The sequence below is a fragment of the Candidatus Galacturonatibacter soehngenii genome (assembly GCF_008830185.1).
GTDB classification, from domain to species: domain Bacteria; phylum Bacillota; class Clostridia; order Lachnospirales; family Lachnospiraceae; genus Lachnotalea; species Lachnotalea soehngenii.
The window spans coordinates 1,418,840-1,441,418 of sequence record NZ_WAGX01000005.1 but is presented as its reverse complement, the minus strand read 5'-3'; the positions used below and the strand labels follow the sequence as shown (position 1 = coordinate 1,441,418).

General features: G+C 33.8%; 23 protein-coding genes. 19 read left to right on the top strand and 4 right to left on the bottom strand.

Annotated features, from left to right (window positions below):
• Positions 1 to 17 precede the first annotated feature (17 nt).
• From F7O84_RS14040 to F7O84_RS14025, 4 genes are all read left to right on the top strand, one after another.
• Positions 18 to 1,697 (top strand): motility associated factor glycosyltransferase family protein, encoded by a 1,680-nt coding sequence (locus F7O84_RS14040; RefSeq protein WP_151146424.1) that lies wholly within the window; start codon positions 18 to 20, stop codon positions 1,695 to 1,697.
• A gap of 63 nt (positions 1,698 to 1,760) precedes the next feature.
• A complete protein-coding gene (locus F7O84_RS14035) occupies positions 1,761 to 4,907 on the top strand; it encodes a DUF6240 domain-containing protein (RefSeq protein WP_151146421.1) in 3,147 nt (1,048 codons plus the stop codon).
• An 84-nt stretch (positions 4,908 to 4,991) separates the two neighbouring features.
• Positions 4,992 to 6,515, top strand: coding sequence for a flagellin N-terminal helical domain-containing protein (locus F7O84_RS14030; protein WP_151146419.1), 1,524 nt, complete (start codon positions 4,992 to 4,994; stop codon positions 6,513 to 6,515).
• 10 nt (positions 6,516 to 6,525) lie between these two features.
• The gene (locus tag F7O84_RS14025) at positions 6,526 to 7,002 is read left to right on the top strand and encodes a flagellar export chaperone FliS (protein ID WP_151146416.1); all 477 of its coding nucleotides are present in this window, start codon (positions 6,526 to 6,528) and stop codon (positions 7,000 to 7,002) included.
• 50 nt (positions 7,003 to 7,052) lie between these two features.
• Here F7O84_RS14025 and F7O84_RS14020 read toward each other — a convergent pair whose 3' ends face one another.
• Positions 7,053 to 7,310, bottom strand: a complete 258-nt coding sequence (locus F7O84_RS14020; RefSeq protein WP_243140893.1) for a YaaL family protein — start codon at positions 7,308 to 7,310, stop codon at positions 7,053 to 7,055.
• 198 nt (positions 7,311 to 7,508) lie between these two features.
• On the opposite strand from F7O84_RS14020, the gene F7O84_RS14015 reads away from it, so the two are divergent.
• From F7O84_RS14015 to F7O84_RS13950, 14 genes are all read left to right on the top strand, one after another.
• Positions 7,509 to 7,781, top strand: coding sequence for a pro-sigmaK processing inhibitor BofA family protein (locus F7O84_RS14015; RefSeq protein WP_151146413.1), 273 nt, complete (start codon positions 7,509 to 7,511; stop codon positions 7,779 to 7,781).
• Positions 7,782 to 7,921: 140 nt separating this feature from the next.
• Positions 7,922 to 8,404, top strand: a complete 483-nt coding sequence (locus F7O84_RS14010) for an A24 family peptidase (RefSeq protein WP_151146410.1) — start codon at positions 7,922 to 7,924, stop codon at positions 8,402 to 8,404.
• The gene (locus tag F7O84_RS14005; RefSeq protein ID WP_151146407.1) at positions 8,401 to 9,390 is read left to right on the top strand and encodes a P-loop NTPase family protein; all 990 of its coding nucleotides are present in this window, start codon (positions 8,401 to 8,403) and stop codon (positions 9,388 to 9,390) included. Before F7O84_RS14010 ends, F7O84_RS14005 begins: the two co-directional genes overlap by 4 nt.
• 7 nt (positions 9,391 to 9,397) lie before the next feature.
• Positions 9,398 to 10,624 (top strand): TadA family conjugal transfer-associated ATPase, encoded by a 1,227-nt coding sequence (locus tag F7O84_RS14000; RefSeq protein ID WP_151146404.1) that lies wholly within the window; start codon positions 9,398 to 9,400, stop codon positions 10,622 to 10,624.
• A gap of 14 nt (positions 10,625 to 10,638) precedes the next feature.
• Positions 10,639 to 11,379, top strand: coding sequence for a type II secretion system F family protein (locus tag F7O84_RS13995; protein ID WP_151146401.1), 741 nt, complete (start codon positions 10,639 to 10,641; stop codon positions 11,377 to 11,379).
• Position 11,380: 1 nt separating this feature from the next.
• Entirely contained in the window at positions 11,381 to 12,859 is a 1,479-nt protein-coding gene (locus F7O84_RS13990) for an immunoglobulin-like domain-containing protein (protein ID WP_151146398.1), read from the top strand.
• Positions 12,860 to 12,897: 38 nt separating this feature from the next.
• On the top strand, positions 12,898 to 13,071 hold the full coding sequence (locus F7O84_RS13985; RefSeq protein ID WP_151146396.1) for a Flp1 family type IVb pilin: 174 nt from the start codon (positions 12,898 to 12,900) through the stop codon (positions 13,069 to 13,071).
• A 104-nt stretch (positions 13,072 to 13,175) separates the two neighbouring features.
• A complete protein-coding gene (locus F7O84_RS13980) occupies positions 13,176 to 14,723 on the top strand; it encodes a DUF5702 domain-containing protein (protein ID WP_151146393.1) in 1,548 nt (515 codons plus the stop codon).
• Between the two features lie 18 nt (positions 14,724 to 14,741).
• Positions 14,742 to 15,656, top strand: coding sequence for a hypothetical protein (locus F7O84_RS13975; RefSeq protein ID WP_151146390.1), 915 nt, complete (start codon positions 14,742 to 14,744; stop codon positions 15,654 to 15,656).
• 14 nt (positions 15,657 to 15,670) lie between these two features.
• Positions 15,671 to 16,096 carry a prepilin peptidase gene (locus tag F7O84_RS13970; RefSeq protein WP_192451760.1) on the top strand — a complete coding sequence of 142 codons (426 nt, stop codon included), beginning with the start codon at positions 15,671 to 15,673 and terminating at the stop codon, positions 16,094 to 16,096.
• Positions 16,087 to 16,527, top strand: coding sequence for a hypothetical protein (locus F7O84_RS13965; protein WP_151146383.1), 441 nt, complete (start codon positions 16,087 to 16,089; stop codon positions 16,525 to 16,527). The genes F7O84_RS13970 and F7O84_RS13965 overlap by 10 nt, the downstream gene beginning before the upstream one ends.
• Positions 16,528 to 16,544: 17 nt before the next feature.
• Complete coding sequence (locus F7O84_RS13960) at positions 16,545 to 17,867, top strand: DUF6382 domain-containing protein (protein ID WP_151146380.1); 1,323 nt, start codon at positions 16,545 to 16,547, stop codon at positions 17,865 to 17,867.
• A gap of 145 nt (positions 17,868 to 18,012) precedes the next feature.
• Positions 18,013 to 18,744 carry a rhomboid family intramembrane serine protease gene (locus tag F7O84_RS13955; protein WP_320411225.1) on the top strand — a complete coding sequence of 244 codons (732 nt, stop codon included), beginning with the start codon at positions 18,013 to 18,015 and terminating at the stop codon, positions 18,742 to 18,744.
• A 55-nt stretch (positions 18,745 to 18,799) separates the two neighbouring features.
• Positions 18,800 to 19,789: an SCP2 sterol-binding domain-containing protein gene (locus F7O84_RS13950; protein WP_151146377.1), complete on the top strand. Its 990-nt coding sequence runs from the start codon at positions 18,800 to 18,802 to the stop codon at positions 19,787 to 19,789.
• 68 nt (positions 19,790 to 19,857) lie between these two features.
• Here F7O84_RS13950 and F7O84_RS13945 read toward each other — a convergent pair whose 3' ends face one another.
• Entirely contained in the window at positions 19,858 to 20,598 is a 741-nt protein-coding gene (locus F7O84_RS13945) for a two-component system sensor histidine kinase NtrB (protein ID WP_151146374.1), read from the bottom strand.
• Between the two features lie 96 nt (positions 20,599 to 20,694).
• On the opposite strand from F7O84_RS13945, the gene F7O84_RS13940 reads away from it, so the two are divergent.
• The gene (locus tag F7O84_RS13940) at positions 20,695 to 21,105 is read left to right on the top strand and encodes an HIT family protein (RefSeq protein ID WP_151146371.1); all 411 of its coding nucleotides are present in this window, start codon (positions 20,695 to 20,697) and stop codon (positions 21,103 to 21,105) included.
• Positions 21,106 to 21,216: 111 nt separating this feature from the next.
• On the opposite strand, the gene F7O84_RS13935 is transcribed toward F7O84_RS13940, so the two are convergent.
• On the bottom strand, positions 21,217 to 22,278 hold the full coding sequence (locus tag F7O84_RS13935) for an undecaprenyldiphospho-muramoylpentapeptide beta-N-acetylglucosaminyltransferase (RefSeq protein ID WP_151146369.1): 1,062 nt from the start codon (positions 22,276 to 22,278) through the stop codon (positions 21,217 to 21,219).
• Positions 22,279 to 22,296: 18 nt separating this feature from the next.
• Positions 22,297 to 22,536 (bottom strand): TIGR03905 family TSCPD domain-containing protein, encoded by a 240-nt coding sequence (locus F7O84_RS13930; protein WP_151146366.1) that lies wholly within the window; start codon positions 22,534 to 22,536, stop codon positions 22,297 to 22,299.
• Between the last annotated feature and the right edge of the window lie 43 nt (positions 22,537 to 22,579).

Below are 22,579 nucleotides of genomic sequence, written 5' to 3'. Positions count from 1 at the left end.
TTAATTGGAGGTTTTAAGTGAAGAAAATATACAATCAAAATAAAGAGTTAATTACTAAAATAAAACACGTGATTTATGAATTAAGAAGACAAAACCATAGTAGGGGTATGCAGTTGTTACGCTTTATGCACGTAATTATGACTGAGTTTCTTACACAGGTCTTAGAACACAAAGATTATTTTAACGAAGAATATGTAACGCTAGATGAGATTTATATCATGGAACTACTAGAATCCATTACGAAATCGCAAAAGCAAAACGATTATCATTTGCTAGCTGACCTTTTAGAGCTTCAGTTACTTCCATTCCTAATTAGTCTACAAACGGTAATACAATCAAAAGAAGATGTCCTAATGCTTTCCAATCATTATGAGCAAAATCTTCTTTTGTTAGAACAATATGATAACAAGCTCTATCAATTAATAAAAGATGACACAAGCATAAGCAAAAGGTACCTTCCTGAGCCTACAACAAATGGAAGTGTAACAATTAAGGTAGTAAACGAAGCGGACTCCTTTTATTTAACAAGCAATAATGATCCACAAGATACAGCAAGATTATTTGCAGATGCATATTATACACCAAGGGCGTCTCAATATATTTTATATGGAATTGAGTTATTAAATCATGCAAATGCCTTTATCGAACAGAAAGACGTTTTTTGTGTCGAGGTGTATGAATCGGATTTGGATATGATTAAGTTAGCTGTTATGTATGGAAGCTTACATCATTTATCAACAAACAGAATAAAAATTATTTATGATCCAGATTTAACAAAGCTAGCAAGTAGGACACAAATACCAGATTCTGATAGAGTATTAGCAATACATCAGCCCTCAATTCGAACGGTTAAAAAAAAGGAAATAAGAGAAAAGTTTGAGAATCTCTTTATTGTGGATAGCTCCATTCGCAATCAAAATGATTGGATGATATCAAACTTTTTTAGTAATATAAAGAATTGCGATCATTATGTTGATGAGCTATTTGACCAGTTTTGTGATAAAGATGTCTACTTAATTGCTGCAGGGCCTTCTCTTGATAAAAACATTGAATTATTAAGAGAAAAGCCTCAAAATAGTATTATTTTTGCGGTAGGAACGGTACATAAGAAACTTGAAAATATGGGAATTAAAGCAGATTACACTATCATTACAGATGCTAAAAAAACCTTGATTGGACAAATTCGTGGCGTAAAAAAGGAAGACTTTTCCTTAATTTTATTATCAACTGCCTGCAAAGAACTGGCAATGGTTCACAAAGGAGCAAAGTATTTGGTATGCCAGTCGGGTTTTCCAGAAGCAGAAAAATATGCAAAGGAACATAATTATAACCTGTATGGTACAGGGGGATCGGTTACGACAACGGCACTTGACATATGTCTGCGTCTAAAAGCCAAGCGAGTTATATTGCTAGGAGCAGATATGGCTCATACCGATAGCCAAACACATGCAACAGGCACGTTAGGTCGAAGAAATGCAGATATGGAAGGGTTGATTCCCATTCAATCCGTTGATGGTGGAATCGTTTATACGACACGAGTACTAAATATGTATAAAGAATGGATTGAAAAGCGTATTGCAAAAGAGGCTGATGCCAAGGTTATTGATGCAACCGAAGGCGGAGCGTTTATTAAAGGGACAAGGATATGTACCCTAAAAGAAATAATTGAGTTAAGTTCTGTTAAGGATTTAAATTAATATGCCGAAATATACCGCATAGAGTAGGAATATGAAGTATGTGGTTCTATGCAGGAGGCGGTTATGAACGTAAATAATAAAGTAGATTTAAATAGTATTCATAATAAATTAGAGTTTAGTGAAAAGCAAAAAAATATAGATAGTGTGACACAAAAATTATTTAGCCAAGATGCTTTTAAAGTAGAGTCCTCTGACAGCAAAAATCAGCTATTTAAAATGGGTGAGAATGCTCAGGAAGATATCATGCAAGCAGCACAAACCCAGCCTTCAGAGTTCGTAAAAAGTACATTAGCTGCACTTGGTAAGACGGTGACTTCTAATGACTTATCAGAGCTTGATAAAGAAGGTTTTGATGTTACGGAAGATGAGGTTAAAACCATTGTTACGGTAACAGATAAAATACAAATTTATCTTGCAACTCATTGTGAAGATTATCAGATAACAGGGGATATCAGCAAGGAAGCAATCGAAAAGGTTGCAGGTAGTTCACAGCTTGCAATGGAGATTTCTAAGAAACTTATGGAAAGTAATCTCCCAATTACGAAAGATAATATAGAAGATATCGAAGAAGCCTTGGAAATAGCAAATCAATTACAGCCTATATCCGACGGTGCGCTCAAATATTTGATTCATAATAAACTAGCTCCTAGCATTGAAAATATTTATAAAGCTGAATTTAGCGGATTAAACAGTGCAGGTGGAACCTACGCAGCAGGCTTTTTTAGTGAAGGAACAGGTTATGTTGGAAAAATTTCAGACGATTTTAACTGGGATAGTCTAAAAGAGTCCATGAGCAAAGTAATTGAAAGTGCGAACCTTAAAGTAGATAATGAGACTTTGTCTGATGCGAAATGGCTGATGGAGAATCATATTCCACTTACAAAGGATACATTATCACAGTACGAATCATTAAAAGATGTTACACTTCCTCTATCACAAGAAGATGTCTTAAACCAGATTATGCAGGCAATACAAGAAGGAAAAAAACCAGTACAAGCGCTTGTAACAAACGAACCTTCCTTCGTAGAGCGAGCTCAAGAGGCATATCAGGTAATTCAAGAGACCACTGCACAAGATATTAAAGAAGTGATAGCAAATGAGCTTCCAGTTACCATCTCTAATCTAAAGGATGTTCAGGCAAAACAGACAGAGGATACGAGTGAAAAAGCGAATTCTAAAGCACTAGAGGTAATTGAAAATAACATAACTTATATTACGGCAAGAAGACAGCTAGAAGAAATTCGACTACAGATGAGCGTGGAAGCTAATTATAGACTTTTAAAGCAGGGAATATCCATAGAGACAAGCAGTTTACAAGCCTTGATTACAGAGCTTAAGAATGCAGAGAATCTTTATTACAAGCAACTTTTGGATAGTAGCGATATAGAGGCAAGTACACAAAATATTAGTACACTAAAAGATATTACAACAAAACTTTCTGAAATTCGATATGTACCAAGTGACGTGATTGGAAAGGTAGTATCAGGGGAAACGCCAAACTCCATTCAAGGAATTCATAAAACAGGAAGTGAATTAAAAAGTAAATATGATGCTGCAAATCAAAGCTACGAAGCGTTGATGACCAAACCAAGAAGTGATATGGGTGATCATATCGCAAAAGCCTTTCAAAATGTAGATGACATTTTAACAGACTTAGGTCTTGAGATAACCAACTCCAATCAGCGTGCGGTTCGAATTCTAGGTTACAACAACATGGAGATTAATCTTGAGAATATTAATGCAGTAAAGGTAGCAGACGCGGCAGTAAACCAGACGATTTCAAGTTTAACGCCGAAGGTGGTATTAAATATGATACGTGAAGGTATCAATCCTTTGGACACGGATGTGAATGAGTTAAATAACCAGATTAAAGATATGAATCATCTTCTAGGAGATGATAATTCACAAGAAAAGTATAGTGAGTTTTTATGGAGACTTGAAAAAAATAGTGAAATTTCATCAAAAGAAAGAGATGCATTTGTTGGAATGTATCGTTTGCTTCATAATGTGGAAAAGACAGATGGACAAGTGATTGGAGCATTGGTAAACCAAAATGCAGAGATTACATTAAATAATCTTTTGACTGGAGTGCGAACGATAAAAAATAAAGGTTTGGACGTGAAAGTGGATGATAACTTTGGTGGATTGGAATCCCTTCATTTTACGACAACCTCTATTAGTGAACAGTTAAGTTCTGCTTTTCCTAGCCAAACCAATATGGGACAAGAGCAGGCCAATAATCAATCAGGAGAAACACAATACTATAATAATCTTTTAGATAAAGCATTAAGAGAGATAACACCAGATAAATTAGAGCAAGTGTTTGAAGATGGCGAGATAAAAGATATGTCCTTGGAAAAGTTCGTAGATGAACTATCAAATGCCAAAGAAAATAAACTGATATCGGAAGAATATTACAAAGAACAACAAGAGGTAATCCAAAAGGCTTCACAGGTTGAAAAAAATGTTATTACGATGCTTTCCGACTTTAGACAGCCAATTACCATTCATAATATCTTGGCAGCGGATGCGTTAATGAATAAAAGAGGAAGTATGTTCCAGAAATTGACCGAGCAAAGTAAAGAAAACGACAAACTCTCTGATGCTTTCACACAGATTACAGACGCACTTGAATCCAAAGAAGAGATGCAACAAGCCTATGAGAATCTAGAGAAGGTTGCAATGTCTTCATTGGATGAAAAAGTAAAAGAACAAGATGTTACGTCCCTTGATTTAAAAGAGCTTAAACTTTTAAGAAATGAAATTAAGTTGACTACTCATTTAAGCAAGGAAGAAAAGTATGAAATACCAATACAAATTGGAGAAGAAATTACATCCATCAATTTGACTGTAATTCGTGGAACGCAGTCTGGTAAAGTTTCCATAACCATGGAAAATGAGACGGTAGGTAAAGCAGTAGCAGAATTTGTGCTAAAAGACAAAGAAGCTTATGGATACATAGCATCGGATAATCAAAGTGGTTTAAATATACTAAAAAGTAATGGAAATGTATTGAAAAACCAGCTTGAAGCGAGTGGTATTTCGCTTGGTAAGCTTGACTTTATAGCAAGTAAAAATCTTGATATGAATCAAATAAAGCACGATATAGAACCAAGTGAAATAGAAAACCAAGCAAATACGAAAGACCTTTATCGTCTAGCCAAAGCGTTTGTTATTTCCATACAAAACCAGCAAACCAAGACCAATTAAATTACAAACTAAAGTTTTTAATTATTCCAGTCGATAAATAAAACAGATGGAAAACAAGTACAAAAAAGTACAGATGGAGGTAAAATGAAGCTTACATATAATATACAGGCAGTTATTGCGAACAATCATTTGAAAAGTACAGAAAACAGCTTGGTAAAATCAACAGAACGATTGTCTTCTGGTTATAAGATTAATAATGCATCTGATGACCCAGCAGGCCTTGCTATTTCACAAAAATTAAGAGATCAAATTAGAGGACTCGACAATGCATCACAAAACTCATTAGATGGTATTTCAGTTTTGCAAACGGCGGAAGGTGCTTTGGTTGAGATTAACTCCATGCTCCAAAGAGTTCGAGAATTAACACTACAAGCTATGAATGAAACGTATGGAGAGGATGATAAACAAAGTATTCAATCGGAAGTAGATGAATTAGTAAAAGAGATAGACCGATTGACTAGAGATACAGAATTTAATGGGCAAGCACTTATTAATGGCAATCTATCTTATCGCGCTTATTCCGATTCCTCTTCTGTTACAGTTAATGCATATTCAAAAGATGTTTTAACTGCGGATTATAGCTTAACTGTTACCACTGCACCTAAAAAAGCAGTTGTAATGAATACTACGCCTGGAACAAGTGTTACCAATATACCAGATCCTATCACTGCGGCTGAGGCAGGTACAATCACAATTAATGGAGTAGTGATAAAGATTGAAGAAGGTGACACTGCTGATGAGGTTTACGAAAAGCTTAGAGATGGGGCTAAAAATGCAGATGTCAATCTATATTCAGTAGCAGACCCAACAGCGTTGCCTCTTAATACATTTACTGAGGCTACAGTAGGCTCAGCTGGATATAATACGACCTCCTTTGTAAACGGAACAACCAGCTTTTTATTCGTAGCCGAGGAATATGGTTCAGCGGCCCATGTAAATATTTCCTGTGAAAACACAGCGTTATTAGACGCATTAGGCTTAGGTGATATTGCCACAGCAGGAGTGATTACTTCTGTCGGAGTAGATGCGCAGATTACATTAAATACTGCTTCTGGTTTTTCAGATACTGCAATTTATAAAGCAGATGGTGATCAGGTGACAATAACCGATCGAAATGGTTTTGAAATGAATCTAACGGTTGCAGGAGATACGCTAACAAGAATCGTGGATGATCCGACACGTTCAGCTAATATTAAAATCGAAGCAACTGGAATTGGATCTATGATTCTTCAAATAGGAGCCAATGAAGGACAGACACTAGATATTGTATTGCCAGATGTATCCGTAAAGGCACTAGGCATTGATAACTTAAATATGATTGGACCAGAAGGGTTAGTTCGTTCCTTGGATGCGATTGATAAAGCGTTAGATAAGGTACAAAGAGCAAGAAGTACAATTGGTACCTATGAAAATAGATTGGAATCTGCATCGGCTAGTATTGATACAAACTCTCTGAATCTAGAAGAAGCATTTTCCAGAATTATGGATACCGATATGGCTGAGGAGATGACCAATTATACAAAAGAGAATGTATTAGCTCAAGCAGGAACTGCTATTCTTGCACAAGCAAATGATAGACCACAGCAAGTGTTACAATTATTATCTTAAGAGGTAATTCATGAAAAAAGAAAAGATATCTGATTATACACTTCGAATTACGCAAAGCAATCGAAGCCAATTGGTAGTAGTGATTTTTGATATGACAATGGAATATCTAGAGGAAGCAATCGCATACTATGATAAAGAAGATTTGGAAGGCTTTGTTTTGACAACCAAAAAAGCAAGAGCTTGCATCTATGAGTTGATGACATCATTAGATACAAGACATAAAATTGCGGTGGAATTGATGCAGATTTATATTTATATCAATAAACTACTAATACAATCTGTTATAAAGAAAGAGCCTCAAGATTTTCCGGCCATTAAGCGTATGATTCGCACTCTGACAGAAGCTTTTGAAGAGATTGCAAAACAAGATTCTTCTGCACCTTTGATGGGAAATACCCAACAAGTATATGCGGGACTGACCTATGGAAAAGGTACATTGTCAGAAAGTTATTCAACTCAAGACTTAAATAGAGGTTTTTGTGTATAAATGAAAAGAGGATATGTAGGGTTCGTCTACATATCCTCTTTTATCTACTTTTATAATAAGTTCTCTAATTCATGCTGCTTCACACGCTCATAAAGAAATTTGTATTTTTTTTGGACCGCATTTAATTCATAGATGCAACTATCAATTAAATCAGGATCAATAACATTTTCGAAATTAGAATAGGCAATGTCTAAATCATTTTTTGTTTTAGCTAAGTCGGATAATAGATTGCTATGTTCTTGGTTATGATATATTTGCAGTGAAACAGCTTCGTTTTTTGTCGGTGGTAGTATTTTGATTGTACTCAAAAATTCTTTTATCAATATATCCCTGCTTTCTCAACGTACTATAGTGCTAATCAAGAGCAAATCCTCTTAATTCAACGTTAATAAATTTACCTGTTTTTACTAGTATAGTGCAAATTTAATGAATATATACATTTTTGTAATAATTTGAACAAACTATCATATAAATAGTTATATATTACATGTCGAAAGGGATTTAAAATGAAATTAGAACAGGCTATTATCTTTATGTTGGTAGTTTGCGCAATTGTTCTTATTATTGTGTTCGCCAAAAACAAAACAGAGGTTTTTGTAAATGTAATACTTAGGATGGTGTTTGGAGCAGTTAGTCTACATTTATTAAATACAATCTTTCTATCACAAGAGATTGATGTTTTAGTAGGAGTAAATCTTGGTACGATTGGAACAATTGGTGCTTTGGGGATACCAGGGTTTGTTTTACTTTACGCAATTGCTTTTTTTAATTTATTTTAAAATAAAACTAGACAAATGAGAAAAGTTGTTATATAATGGTTTTACTTTAGGACAAGTCTTAATATTCTTTATGCAATCTGCATAATACTTTTCCAATATGTATTTTAATTGAACAGAGGTGATGGTATGTCAAATTTTTTATTGTAATACTTTTAGTATTAATTGCAGTGATACTCGATTTTACGACAGGAAAGGTTAGTAATAAGTTAATTTTAATCGGATTATTATTAAGTTTTGTTTTTACCGTTGTAGTTAATAAACATAGTATCATTTATTATTTTCTTGGAGTCTTTTTGCCAATCGTTTTATTACTAATTATATTCGTAATCGGTGGAATTGGTGCAGGAGATGTAAAGTTATTTGCGGTGATTGGTGGTTTCATAGGTTATCAAGGGGTTTTCCAATGTATCATAGTATCCTTTATATTTGGAGCAATCATAGCAATATTCAAACTATTGTTAGAAAGAAATCTAATAAAAATACTTCGTAACATAAGTCTGTATCTATTCGGGATATTTCAATCCAAACAAATCCAAACACTTGAAAGAGAAAAAAGCAATACAATTCATTTTACACTTCCCATTTTATTTAGTGTATTGTGCTACATAGGAGGAATTTTATGAAAAATAGAATGATAGCAATATGCGATAAAGAAGCAGCATATGCCTACAATCTAGTTGATTACTTTAATAATAAAAATAATATATTTTTTTCTGAAGCCTTTACGAATGAAGAGAGTATACATGAATATGCAAAAGAGCGATTTATTCATATATTATTGGTAAGTGATAAGATGAATATTGAGTTAATTAATAAAAAAAATATTGGTCTTACCATTCTTTTATCTGAACAAGAAGCAGTCTTAGCAGGCAAGACCTATAAAGCGATATATAAATATCAATCAGCAGGTAATATTTTAAAAAGCATTATGAATTATTATGCGGAAAGAGAAGATGAACCATTATCCCTTCTTAATAAAAAGTGCCAAATCATTGGAGTGTATTCACCGATTAAAAGAAGCTTAAAATCCTCCTTTTGTTTAGCACTTGGTCAAATATTGGCAAAGGAAAAAGCAGTCTTGTATCTTAATATGGAGGAGTATTCTGGATTTTCAACTCTTTTTCAAAAGGAGTATAAAGCTGATTTATCAGATGTAATTTATTATCTTAGACAAGACAAGGCTAACTTGTTAGTTAAGCTAGAAGGAATTGTTGATTCCATTAATAATCTAGATTATATTCCTCCAGTTTCATCACCGATGGACATTCGAGAAGTCAAGAAAGAAGAATGGCTGAAACTTTTTCGTGAAGTAAGTGCAAATAGTAAGTATGAGACAGTAATTGTTGATTTTGGAGATGGAGCAGAGGGGTTGTTAGAGCTTTTAAGCGAATGTAATCAAATATATGTGCCGATTCGAGAAGATTATTTATCCAATGCTAAAATCGAACAATTTGAATCCCTTTTGGACAAAGCAGGTTATGAAGTGCTTAAATCAAATATGAAAAAGATTAAGCTACCCTATCATAATAGCTTTGGAAGCAGAGAATGTTATGCGGAACAGCTTGTTTGGAGTGAACTAGGAGATTATGTTAGAAGCGTAGTCAGATAGGAGTTGTATGGAAGGCCAGGTAATAAAATATTTAAAAATGATACGTGAGCACGTAATTAACGAACTTGATATTTCAAGAGAGATGAAAGATGAAGAAATCTATGAAATGATTGATCAATACATCATAGAATTATCAAAAGAAGTATACATAGGCCTAGAAATCAAGAATACGCTTCGTACGGAAGTGTTCAATTCTCTAAGAAAGCTTGATATTCTACAAGAGCTGGTGGATGATAATACAGTGACAGAGATTATGGTTAATGGAACGGATAATATTTTTGTTGAAAGAGCGGGACATTTATACAAATGGGAAAAGAGTTTCGAAAGCAAAGAAAAGCTTTCAGATGTAATTCAACAAATTGTAGCACGTACCAATCGAGTGGTCAATGAATCAACTCCGATTGTGGATTCAAGATTAGAAAATGGAGCCAGAGTAAATGTAGTATTACCTCCAGTCGCATTGAATGGACCAATTGTAACAATACGACGATTTCCCGATAAGCCCATTGGTATGAGAGAGCTTCTGAAATGGAATTCAATCAGCCAAGAAGCAGCAGATTTTTTAGAAAAGCTTGTAGTAGCAGGCTATAACATCTTTATAAGTGGAGGAACTGGATCAGGTAAAACCACTTTTCTAAATGCATTATCAAATTTTATTCCCAAAGACGAAAGAATTATTACAATTGAAGATTCAGCAGAATTACAGATTAATGGAATTGAGAATCTTGTAAAACTGGAAACAAGAAATGCGAATGTAGAAGGCATGGTTGCAATTACGATTCGTGACTTAATTAAGTCAGCTCTTCGTATGAGACCCAATCGGATTATTGTTGGAGAAGTAAGAGGAACTGAAGCAATTGATATGATACAGTGCTTAAATACTGGTCATGACGGCTCCCTTTCTACAGGACATGCTAATAGTTCAAAAGATATGTTAAGCAGGCTTGAAACGATGATTTTAATGGGGATGGATATTCCAATCAATGCGGTGAGAAGACAGCTAGAAGCTGGAATTGATATTATTGTGCATCTTGGAAGACTTAGAGACAAGAGTAGGAAGGTATTAGAAATTGTAGAGATTACAGGATATGAAAATGGAGAAATACAAACGACACCACTCTATCAATTCATTGAAGAAACAAACAGCAAGAAAGACTGTGTGATAGGAAGCTTGCAAAAGATTACAGATTTAAAATATACAGACAAATTAAAGGCTGCTGGTATCTCTTTATAAAAAGGGGGAGGAAAATGATTCATTACGATGAATATAAGTTTACCAAAATAGAAGCAATTTTATATGGAGGAGAGTGGTTAGGACTAAGTATCTTAATCGGATGGTTGTTTTATCACTCTATATTTGCCATCATAATTTTATTTGCATGTATTAAATTCTTCTATGATGACAAAAAGAAAATATTAAACGATAAGCGAAGAAAAGAATTAAATTTTCAATTTAAGGATGCAATAAGTAGCTTATCTAACGCATTGGCAGCAGGCTATTCAGTAGAAAATGCTATTGCTGAAAGTTATGATGAATTGGCTTTGGTTTATTCCAAAGATGCATTAATTATGAGAGAACTCTACCACATCATGCGAAAGCTTGAAATGAATGAGACAATAGAAAGTTTATTGGCAGATTTGGCAAAAAGAAGTAAAGATGAGGATATCAAAAGTTTTACAGAAGTATTCTCCATTGCAAAACGATCTGGCGGTGACTTTTTAGCCATTATTGATATGACTGTAAATAGTATAACAGGAAAAATAGAAGTAAAAAGAGAGATTAATGTTTTGCTTGCAAATAAAAGATTAGAACAAAAAATAATGAATCTAATACCGATGTTTATTATCTTATATATCAGAATCACTTCAAAAGAGTATTTTAATATTTTATATCATAACATTTTTGGAATCATTGTGATGACAATATGTCTTTCAATCTATCTTTTGGCATATTGGTTAGGCAGAAATATAGTGGATGTGGAGGTATAGTATGTTTGTTTCCATAGGAATGATAATAGGAATTATGACAGCTATGATAGCTTTCAGAAAAATAGAGTTTGAACCATACAAACCTACTTCAAAACTTTACATACCGTTTTATAGATTAAGCATTCCGATTGTAGAGGTTTTATTAAAACAAAAAAAGGGACTGATTCAAAATGTGTTTTTAAAACCTGTGGTTATCGAGCGTTTAAAACAAATAAATCCAACTGATCGAACAACCTTTCATATAAAAAAGTTTTATGTGGAAAAAATTGCATTATCCATTTTACTGATATTTGCAGGAAGTATTCTTACACTATTGGCATCCTTTGGACAAAAAAAAGAAAGTGCAATTATAGAAGACAAATATGTGGAGCGTGGCAGTTACCAAGAAGGAGAAAAGTCAAAAGAATTCATTATAAGCATTCAAGACGAATTAAAGGAGCAAGACATTAAAGTCACCATAAGCGGGCAGCTTTTAACAGAGAACGAAGTAAAGACAATGTTTGCAGAAGCAAAAAGCCAAATTGAAAGTCTTGTAAAGGGAAGTAATCCTTCTTTGATGGAGGTTAGATCAAAACTAGTACTTCCTACTAGAATAGAGGGATTACCACTAACAATAAGCTGGGAAACGAGTAATTTTGAAGTAGTAGGAACAAATGGTGAAATCAATAATCAAGATATTGAGGAAAAAGGAACTTTGGTTAATCTCATTGCCACGCTTCATTGTCAAGAATACGAAGATAAGATACAGCTTCCTCTTAAAATCTTGCCACCACTTTTAACGGACGAAGAGAGGGTAAGATTAAACCTATCCAAGCAATTAAAGCAGGCGGATGAAAGGGATCAAACGAGTAAATACATAGAGCTTCCTCTAAGTATAAACGGAAAAACAATCGTATGGAGTGAACCAAAAGACAACACGGCTCATTTGATTTGGATACTAGGGATTTTTTCTTCGATTCTTATTTATATTGGTAAGGATAAAGATTTAGAAAAAAAGATAAAAAAAAGAAGTCAACAGCTATTAACGGATTACCCAGACATTGTAAGTAAATTAACATTGCTATTAGGCGCAGGTATGACGGTAAAAGGCGCATGGCAAAAAATAGCACTTGATTACCGTGAGAAAAAGCAGATAGATAAAAAATACTTTCGTTATGCGTATGAAGAAATGCTAATTAGTTATTATGAAATTACAAGTGGCGTATCAGAAGCGTATGCATACGAGGAGTTTGGAAAAAGAATGAAAAACCAAAGATATATGAAGATGATCTCGTTAATTACCCAGAATTTAAAAAAGGGTTCCAAAGGCTTATCCAAGATTCTGGAAAACGAAAGTTTGGATGCCTTTGAAGATAGAAAAGCCTATGCAAAAGTAGCGGGTGAAGAAGCAAGTACAAAGCTTATGTTACCTATGTTTTTAAATTTAGTTGTCGTACTTATCATTATTATGATACCAGCATGTATGTCCTTTCAAATGTAATATAGATAAAAAATAAGACAAGAAAAAGGAGGATTCATATGAATATAATACAAAGATTCATTCAAGAGGAAGACGGAGTAGGGGTAGTAGAGATTATTCTTATTCTGGTTGTTTTGATTGCGCTAGTTGCTGTCTTTAAAAATGAGCTGACAGGCTTAGTGGATAATATCTTCAAAAAAATAAAATCCGGAGCAGAAGGTATTTACAACTAAACTATTTGGGATTTAAAACGTATCAGTTTTCCTGGATAAATACTGAAAGTAATACTATTTGTAATATTGTAATGATTAAAGTAAAGAGGGGAAGGAAAGATAAGATGAGTAAAACAAAATATTATAGCAAAGGACATATTACTGTATTCTTAAGTCTGATACTTACCCTCATACTTTCAGTGGTTTGCACTACGATAGAAAGTGCAAGGTTGCAAGGTGTTCGTATGCAGATACAAAACATAACCGACATGGGAATATATTCTGCATTTGCTGAATATAACAGAGACTTATTAGATCGATACGACTTATTTTTTATTGATATGGGATATCAAACAGAAGATGGAACAATAGAACGAGTGAATGCTCGAATAAAATCCTTTGTAGAATACAATACCCATACTACAAAAGGGCTAGAAGCAATGGAATTATTTCGTTATTCTGAGCTTTGGCGAACAAAAGTAACAAATGTAATGACCGATCAACATGTTCTGGCTACTGATCGCAACGCAAAGGCTTATTATAGTCAAGCAATTGCTTACATGGAAAATAAACTGGGCTTATCAATTGTTCAAGATCTCTTAGGACAATATAATGAGGAAATTAAACAAAATCAAGAAAGCTTTGAAACATATAAAGAGGAGGAAAGTAGTCTGCAAGGTGAAATTGATGGTGCAAAAGAGTCTTATCAGGCTGAGTATGATGCAGCACTTGAAGCGGCAGAGGAGGGAGAAGATGAAGTAGAGATACCTCCCAAACCACCAGAAGTATACAATCCAGCAGATACCATCAAAGGATTACAAGCTTCCCCAATTCTAGAACTTGTTCTAGAGGATTCGTCTACCTTATCCAATAAAAAAATAAGAAACTTAAATCATGTTTCATCAAAAAGAGAATTAAAAACTGGAAATGGAACGTTTGAAGGGAAAGGTAATGGAGCAATCAACAAAGCTATATTTAATGAATATCTTTTTGAAAAATTCCCCAACTATCTAACACAAGACTATGATAATGATGATGTTCTTTTGTATCAAGCAGAATATATTCTAGGAGGAAAAGAAAGTGACAAAGCAAACTTAGAAGCCGTTGTAAATAAATTATTGTTAATGCGAGAAGGGATTAATTTTACTTACTTATTAACAGATTCTGTTAAACGAGAGGCAGCCACTGCCTTGGCAACTACAATTGTCGGGTACTTGGGACCACTTGCTATTGCGGCTCTTCAAATGATTCTGTTACTATCTTGGGCATTTGCAGAAAGCGTACTTGAAGTTCGTATGCTTCTTTCGGGAAAGAAGGTAGCACTTATTAAAAATAGCACAAATTGGAATCTGTCTCTTGAGAATCTAGGCAATCTATCAGAAGTTCTAGATAGCGGGGAGGAAGATGAAGGAGGAATTGATTATGAAGGGTATTTGAAATTACTTTTGTACTTTTCAAATCACAATAAAAAGATAAAACGCAGTCTTGATTTAATTGAATTAAATATTCAAATGATAAATGAAAAATTTAGAATTGATAATTGTACTCAAAGCTTCAAAACAAACATTCAATATGAAACAAAAGGGTTATTTTTAAGATTACCGTTTCGAACCTTAGAAAGAGGTAGCGATACATATTCTTATAGCGTAACAAAGGATTTTTCCTATTATTGACAAAGGAGGTGAATGAAGATGCCCTTTCAGAATCACAAAAATACAAATTACAATCAAACTTACAACTCTCTCCACACACTTCACATACTATCATCCCCAAATGATAAGAAGAGTACAAAGACTGAAAGGGTGTCTTCATTCATCTCACAAAAAGCAAGTCTTACGGTAGAAGCAGCTATGGTGCTCCCGATTTTTATCTTTGCTATTTGCTTTATGATGTACTTTACTGAGATTGTAAAGATACAGGCGGAAGTTGGAAACGAGCTATACAAACAAAGTAAGGACTTAGCATTATATGCTTATGTCTATGAACGTGCCCAAAGTAATGATATCATCGCATCTGGACAAGTAGAAAACTTGGTATCTGGAATGTTAAGCAGCCTGTATGTAAAAAGTAAGATAACAAATGAACTAGGTGAGAATTACTTTGAAATCAACCATGTTGAAGGTGGAATTAGCCTTCTTTTATCTTCTTACATGCAAGAGGAGGATATGATTGACGTTGTAGGTATATATAGCATAAAAATACCCTTCCAGTTCTTTCAAATAGATAAGGTACGAGTCATTCAAAGAGCAAGAATAAGAGCTTGGACTGGATATGATGCATCGAATGGCTCTGATACAGAAGAGGAAATGGTTTACATAACGCAGTATGGAAGTGTTTATCACGTTGATATTTCCTGTACCCATATAAACCTATCTGTATCTCAAATAAGAGAAACACAGGTTAGCAATCTTAGAAATGACAGTGGTGGAAAATATTATGAATGTGAGCTTTGCGGCGATGAGCAAGGAGATGGAAGCTTATTTATTACAAACACAGGAGATCGTTATCATAAACGAAGAGATTGTAGTGGAATTCGAAGAGGAATCATTGCAATACCAATCTCTCAAATAGAAGGCAGACAACGATGCCAAAGATGTGGCAACTAGAGTATGGAGGGAATATGGTCGTAATTAAAATTTTGGTGCTTACAATGCTTAGCATAATGAGTATTATGGACTTAAAGTCAAAAAGAATTAATCTATATTTTTTAATTCCTTTTTTAGTAAGTGGTGTCATATGTAATCTCTCTTATCAATTAGTACCACTTACTTCCTTAATAGGAGGAGTGGGGATTGGAATTGTATTACTAATGATAAGCTTTGTGACAAAAGGAAAAATAGGGAGTGGGGATGGAATTATATTAATGGTAACGGGCTTATTTTTAGGCTTTTATGATAACTTATTATTGTTGTTGTCAGCTACCTTTCTTTCTGCTATTGTTGGTGCTTTTATTTTACTCAAAAAAGGTATGAATAAAAATTATGAAATTCCATTTATACCATTTTTGTTACTATCATTTGCTGGAGGTCTAATAATATGGAGGTAAAAGGTAGCTATACATTAGAAGCATCCTTGCTTATGCCGTTAATTATTGGAACAATTGTTATACTTTTGTTTATAAGCTTTTATTTGCATGACAATGCAGTCATAAAAGAAGGAGCCATTATACTTGCCAACAAGTATACAAACGAGAAGAATTTATCCAATTCAGAAATTAAACAAAAGCTAGAACAAGATTGTGAGCAAGTAATATTAAATAAAGTACTTGTAACAAGAAGCATAACAACAAACATTAAAGTGGAAAAGAAAAAGATTACAGTATCTTGTAGCGGAGTATTTTATTTTCCTAGTATTTTTATTTCACAGACGATTTTTAATAGTAACAGTTTGAATATCGCTACAACAAAATCAATGAATCGCGTAAATCCTGTAACCTTTATCAGGTACTGTAAGATAGTAGAAGGTTTTATAAACTAATCAATAAGGAGGACGATATGCAGCTAGAGTTTAAACGAGACTTAAACAATAATTATATGATTCTAAGTGATGATTCGCTTTCTAATAGTGATGATTATCGTGTAAGAATGCTTATCTCAAATAAGATTCCATTTATATTGAAATGTAATGTTAGAAAATTTGATCAAGCAACAAAATATTATTATGAGATTACATCAAAGCATCCAATTAGTCGCATTTTTGAAAAAAAGAAAATAAAAAAAGAAGAGTTAAACATTTTGGTTACAAGCTTTTTAAAGGTATTAGAAAGTAGCTTTGAATATCTTTTAAATCCGAATGACTTTATTTTAGAGCCGGAATACATATATATGAACATAGAAACGAATCAGATTTATTTTTGCTATATGCCTGGTTTTGAAAAGGATATCAGTCAAAGCTTTCATACATTAACCGCTTACATCTTGGAACGAATCGACCATGAAGATAAGTATACCGTAGCAACTGCTTATGAGCTATATCGTCAGACTATGAATGATAATTATTCGTTAAGAAACATCTTAAGTTCCATTACAATAGAGGAAAATAAAGTGGAGTATAGTAAGTCAAAAGAGGTTGAACAAGAAATTCCAACAGTAAGCCAAGCTAGCGAGGAGGTAGAAAAAAGTACAGAAAAAATAAAAAGTAAAAAACCACTTTTTTTATTTGGAGGTCTCGTTATTATAAGTGCCTTAGCGTTGCTGCTTTACTTTTTATATCAAAACCTTGCAGTTATCAAATCCATTGAAATAAATAACGATATATTACTAAAAGTTGGAGGCGTTCTACTGATAGTGATTGTAATAGTAATCTATAGTTTCTATAAAAAGGCACAGTCAAAACAAGAAGAGGAGTCCGATAGTTTAATTATTGTGGAAGATGATGAATCAATTCAGACAAAATTAGAAAAAGACAAAGAGGAGAGTGTTGAACCTGTTACATTAATTCATAAAGAAGAAGTACATAATGAGAGTATAAAAGAGGATTTGGAATCTTCATATTATGGAAATACCGTATTATTAAATTATCGTGTACCAAATAAAAGGCTGATTTCTACAATGGACATATATCAAAACTTTGACTTAAAAGAAAAGACCTTTTTAATTGGGAAAATGCAAGAACATGTAGACGGAGTGGTTTTAGACGAAAGAATAAGCAGAATTCATGCTGAAATAAAAAAAGTAGACTCCAAATATTTTCTTACTGATTTGAACTCTACAAATGGAACGTTTCACAATGGCAGAAGGCTAGAGGCCAATGAAACCGTGGAAATACATCCAGAAGATAGGATACAATTTGCTACCGTTGAATATGTGTTTCGTTAACTATATTTCGACTATAATCGCTAATATACGATACGCTAAGGAAAAAAGCCGAATTAATAGAAATGATTTATAATGAATATATGATGAACGTGTCGATAATTAATTGCGATAAGGGAGGCAAATATGAAAAAAAATTCATCCCATCGTGAGCATTTTAAGTGATAAGCTACGCCCCATATTGTTGACATCCATTTCAGAAAGTGTTAATGTCTCTTTATTAAGAAATGAAAAGAGGCTTACTATGTTTCGAGAAGCTTATTATAGAGTAATGAAAAATGCAATATGTACCAACTGTTTTGTTTTGGCAAATATTATTGTATTCATCGTATTAGAGTTGAAGGGTTCTACGCTTGATTCTAAATTTATGTTAGAGAGTGGAGCCGCTCTTGCACCATTAATCATTGACTACGGACAATATTATCGTTTATTAACCTCAATGTTCTTGCATTTTGGAATCGAGCATCTGTTTAATAATATGCTGGTTTTGTTTTTTTTAGGTGATAATTTAGAACGTGCTGTTGGAAAAGTTAGATTTGTCATGATCTACTTATTAAGTGGACTTGGTGCAAGTGTTCTTTCTTGTGTTTATAATTATAGCAAAGGAGAAGTTGTGGTATCTGCAGGTGCATCAGGAGCCGTATTTGGAGTGATTGGAGCGTTGCTTTATGTGGTAATTGTAAATAAAGGACGTCTAGAGGAGATGACTTCAACTCGACTTGGTTTATTAGCTTTATTTAGTCTTTATCATGGATATAGCGAATCTGGGATTGATAATTTAGCTCATATTGGGGGATTTTTAAGTGGCATTATAATTGCTCTTTTGCTGTATCGAAGAAAAAAACCTTCTTGCCGTTTTGACAGTGATATTATACAATAAAGAATAAGGTTTAACCAAATCATTTCTTACTGTTGAGGAATACTAGGAGGTATACATGAGAATAAATATATATTATGGGGGAAGAGGGCTTATTGATGACCCTACTTTATATGTCATAAATAAAATGCAGCAGGTATTTGACGAACTAAGAGTAGAAACAGTAAAATATAATCTTTTTGAACAAAAAAATTCGATTATGACATTACCACAAACCCTTAAAGCAGCAGATGGTATCATCCTTGCCACCACTGTAGAATGGCTTGGAATTGGTGGATATATGCAAATGTTTCTTGACGCTTGTTGGCTGTATGCGGATAAAGAAAAATTAAGCAGTGTTTATATGCAGCCAGTAGTGATGTCAACTACCTATGGCGAAAGAGAAGCAAGTCTTACATTATCCAATGCATGGACCTTACTTGGAGGCTTGGAATGCAATGGAATTTGTGGATATGTGGATGATTTAGCAAGTTTTGAAGTGAATGAGGATTACTCCGTTTTGATTGAAAAGGCATCTGAGAATTTATATCGAGCGATATCTCAAAAATTAAAGAACATGCCTACCAGTAACATGGCTGTAAAGCAAAATGTATTAAGAACAAAAGGTATTGAACTTACGCCACAAGAAACAGAACAATTATCAAAATTTGCCTCTGATGATCGATATGTTAAAAAGCAAAAGGCAGACATTGAAGAGCTTGCCAGTCTTTTTAAGGCCAAATTAGATTTAAGTGATAATACAGCAGGAATGGAATATATCAATGATTTTAAAAGTCATTTTGAATCAAAAAATGAAGCTATCTCAAGCTATGCTTTTACCATATCTGATAAACAAAAAAAACTAATTTTGGAACTTAATAAAAGTGAAATAAATTGTTATTATGGTAATAAAGAGAATGTAGATGTGGAAATTAAACTGACAAGCCAAGTGATGGATAGTATCATACATGGTAAGATGACATTTCAAAGAGCATTTATGTCTGGAGAGATGACGGCAAAGGGTGATTTTAAAATTCTTCGGTTATTAGATGATGTATTCACTTTTTAGAAATTATAATAGGGAAGTTCAAAGAACTTTCCTATTATATAAAAAACCCACGAAAATCGTGGGCGTGGTCAAACATTAGAAGAGATTGGGAGTGTTATATAAAAGGAGGTTCCTATATTGATTTGTGATTCAAATCGTATAGAACCACCATGGGCCTCAATGATATTTTTGCATATAGAAAGGCCAAGTCCTGACCCATTTGTTTTATGGGTCACAAACGGTTCAAACACGGTATCCTGATATTCAGGGTGGATACCACAGCCATTATCTGAAATGATAATTTGAATATGGGAGTTATTCAAATTTTGTATGCGTACTTGAATGGAACCGTTTTCAGGGTTAACAGCGTCTTTTGCATTTTTAAGTAAGTTCGTAATTACTTGTCGCATCTTTACCATATCTCCAGTCATAATCGGCAGAGAATTATCGTAAGTGCAGGTAAGTGTGCAATAGTCACAAGTATCATTACGAATAGAAGAACAAACAGAATCCATAAGCTCACTGATACTATAACTAGACATGTGCAAAGTTTCACTTTGATTATAAGTGGATAATTCGTCTAATAAGGATCGAACATATTGAATATCAGCCATTGTTTCATTCCAAAACTTAAAGTTTTTTACTTCAGGGTGCTGAGATTCAATCAATTGCAAAGAGCTATTGATTAATGTGATAGGATTTCTTAGTTCATGTGAAAATTTACAAATATTAAATTTGTAAGTTTCCATAACATTGGTTATAAGACGATTAAGTTCAGGATCTGTTTCCATTAATTTCTCTAGTTGTTGCCTGTCATTGTTATTTAACATTCATTTATCACCCCAACTCAGTCTAGCACTAAATTGTAAATATTACAAATAGATTAATGTAACAAAATGTGACACACAAAGTAAGGAGACTGTAAAATGAAAAATAACGATTGTATTTTCTGTAAAATTACAAATGGAGAGATTCCATCTGTTACCATCTATGAAGATGAATTATTTCAAGTAATCTTAGACAGAGGTCCTGCATCAAAAGGACATGCATTGATTCTTCCAAAGCAGCATTATGAAGATATTTATGAATTAAGTGAGGAGATGACTGCGAAAGCCTTTGTTTTGGCGAAGAAGCTGGCTGAGAAAATGACAAAGGCACTTTCTTGTGATGGATTCAATATTGTACAAAACAATAAGGAAGCATCAGGACAAACTGTGTTTCACTTCCATATCCATTTGATTCCAAGATTTATAAATGATGATGCAAAAGTTGGCTGGACGGTTCATGATATTACAGAGGAAGAAATGCAAAGCATAGCAAAACAGTTGAATTTTTAGACGAACGTACTTAGGTAAAGTAGTGGTAAATAGAGATACCATGTCTTGATTTAATCAATGCGGATTGAAAGAAATTTCAATCCGCATTGATTAGACAAGAGCATAATTGTATTATGAGAGAGATTGTATTAATTTCACAATTACATCAATGGAATCTGCCTGCTTACTTTTAGACATAGCCTCTACGTATTTTGATTTGTTTTGATATAACTCATCAATAGAGCGAATCAAAAGTTCATCCGTTACGGACTCTTCCTGTATCACCAAACTAAATCCTTGTTTTTCAAAAGACTTCGCATTAAGTATCTGATCGCCTCTACTTGCAGCGGCAGAAAGTGGAATTAATATATTTGGCTTTTTCAAAGCAAGCAGTTCACAAATAGCATTTGCACCTGCTCTAGATATCACTACATCTGTCATAGCAAATAAATCTTTTAATTCTTCTTTGACATATTCAAACTGAACATATCCCTTTTTATTTGCTAAGGACGCATCAAGCTTTCCTTTACCGCATAAATGTACTATTTGATAATTCTCCAATAGTTTTGGAAGTGCACTGCGAACCGCTTGATTTACTGCAACAGCGCCCATACTTCCGCCAATCACCATAATAATAGGTTTGTTTACAGTAAAATCGCAAAGCTTAATACCAGCTAATTTGTTTCCTGATAACAACTCTTGGCGAATGGGTGATCCAGTTAGTACAGCTTTTCCTTCTGGCAAATATTGTACAGTCTCTGGAAAATTGCAGCATACTTTACTAGTAAAAGGAAGCGAAAGCTTATTTGCAAGCCCTGGTGTCATGTCTGATTCATGTATGATAACAGGAATGTTAAGACGTTTGGCGGCATAAACAACGGGTACGGTTACAAATCCACCTTTAGAAAAGACAATATCTGGCTTTAACTGTTTCATTAATTTTGATGCCTCACCTAGTCCCTTTAATACTTTAAAGGGATCTGTAAAGTTCTTTACATCAAAATATCGCCTTAGTTTTCCAGAGGAGATACCGTAATATGGTATATTAAAATCGTTAATTAGTTTTTTTTCAATTCCGTCATAGGAACCAATGTAATTTATATCATATCCTGCCTCCTTAAGCTTTGGGAGCAAAGCTATATTAGGAGTTACATGTCCGGCGGTTCCGCCACCGGTAAGTATGATTCGTTTCATGAAAAAGGTGCCTCCAATTTATTTTAAAGCCTGTCGAAGTGCCAATGCTAGCTGGTCAGGACATGAAGTAGAACGGGAACCGCATTTGATACCCTCTAAACGCTTGATTGCCTCATTCACGTTCATTCCTTCTACTAACCTTGCAACACCTTGTGTATTTCCAGCACATCCACCGACAAACTCAACTGATTTTATAACAGAGTCTTCAATTTCCAAGTTGATTTCACGTGTGCAGACTCCTGATGTCTTATATAACATTTCAAATCCTCCTATTTATACTTTCTTAAAGTATAGCAAAATT

Coding starts and splice junctions, on each gene's coding strand:
- F7O84_RS13960 (WP_151146380.1), top strand. CDS start 16,545: ATGCAGCTAGAGTTTAAACGAGACTTAAACAATAATTATATGATTCTA.
- F7O84_RS14000 (WP_151146404.1), top strand. CDS start 9,398: ATGGAAGGCCAGGTAATAAAATATTTAAAAATGATACGTGAGCACGTA.
- F7O84_RS14005 (WP_151146407.1), top strand. CDS start 8,401: ATGAAAAATAGAATGATAGCAATATGCGATAAAGAAGCAGCATATGCC.
- F7O84_RS14030 (WP_151146419.1), top strand. CDS start 4,992: ATGAAGCTTACATATAATATACAGGCAGTTATTGCGAACAATCATTTG.
- F7O84_RS13980 (WP_151146393.1), top strand. CDS start 13,176: ATGAGTAAAACAAAATATTATAGCAAAGGACATATTACTGTATTCTTA.
- F7O84_RS14035 (WP_151146421.1), top strand. CDS start 1,761: ATGAACGTAAATAATAAAGTAGATTTAAATAGTATTCATAATAAATTA.
- F7O84_RS13965 (WP_151146383.1), top strand. CDS start 16,087: ATGGAGGTAAAAGGTAGCTATACATTAGAAGCATCCTTGCTTATGCCG.
- F7O84_RS13945 (WP_151146374.1), bottom strand. CDS start 20,598: ATGTTAAATAACAATGACAGGCAACAACTAGAGAAATTAATGGAAACA.
- F7O84_RS13930 (WP_151146366.1), bottom strand. CDS start 22,536: ATGTTATATAAGACATCAGGAGTCTGCACACGTGAAATCAACTTGGAA.
- F7O84_RS13940 (WP_151146371.1), top strand. CDS start 20,695: ATGAAAAATAACGATTGTATTTTCTGTAAAATTACAAATGGAGAGATT.
- F7O84_RS13990 (WP_151146398.1), top strand. CDS start 11,381: ATGTTTGTTTCCATAGGAATGATAATAGGAATTATGACAGCTATGATA.
- F7O84_RS13950 (WP_151146377.1), top strand. CDS start 18,800: ATGAGAATAAATATATATTATGGGGGAAGAGGGCTTATTGATGACCCT.
- F7O84_RS14025 (WP_151146416.1), top strand. CDS start 6,526: ATGAAAAAAGAAAAGATATCTGATTATACACTTCGAATTACGCAAAGC.
- F7O84_RS13985 (WP_151146396.1), top strand. CDS start 12,898: ATGAATATAATACAAAGATTCATTCAAGAGGAAGACGGAGTAGGGGTA.
- F7O84_RS14015 (WP_151146413.1), top strand. CDS start 7,509: ATGAAATTAGAACAGGCTATTATCTTTATGTTGGTAGTTTGCGCAATT.
- F7O84_RS13970 (WP_192451760.1), top strand. CDS start 15,671: ATGGTCGTAATTAAAATTTTGGTGCTTACAATGCTTAGCATAATGAGT.
- F7O84_RS13935 (WP_151146369.1), bottom strand. CDS start 22,278: ATGAAACGAATCATACTTACCGGTGGCGGAACCGCCGGACATGTAACT.
- F7O84_RS13995 (WP_151146401.1), top strand. CDS start 10,639: ATGATTCATTACGATGAATATAAGTTTACCAAAATAGAAGCAATTTTA.
- F7O84_RS13975 (WP_151146390.1), top strand. CDS start 14,742: ATGCCCTTTCAGAATCACAAAAATACAAATTACAATCAAACTTACAAC.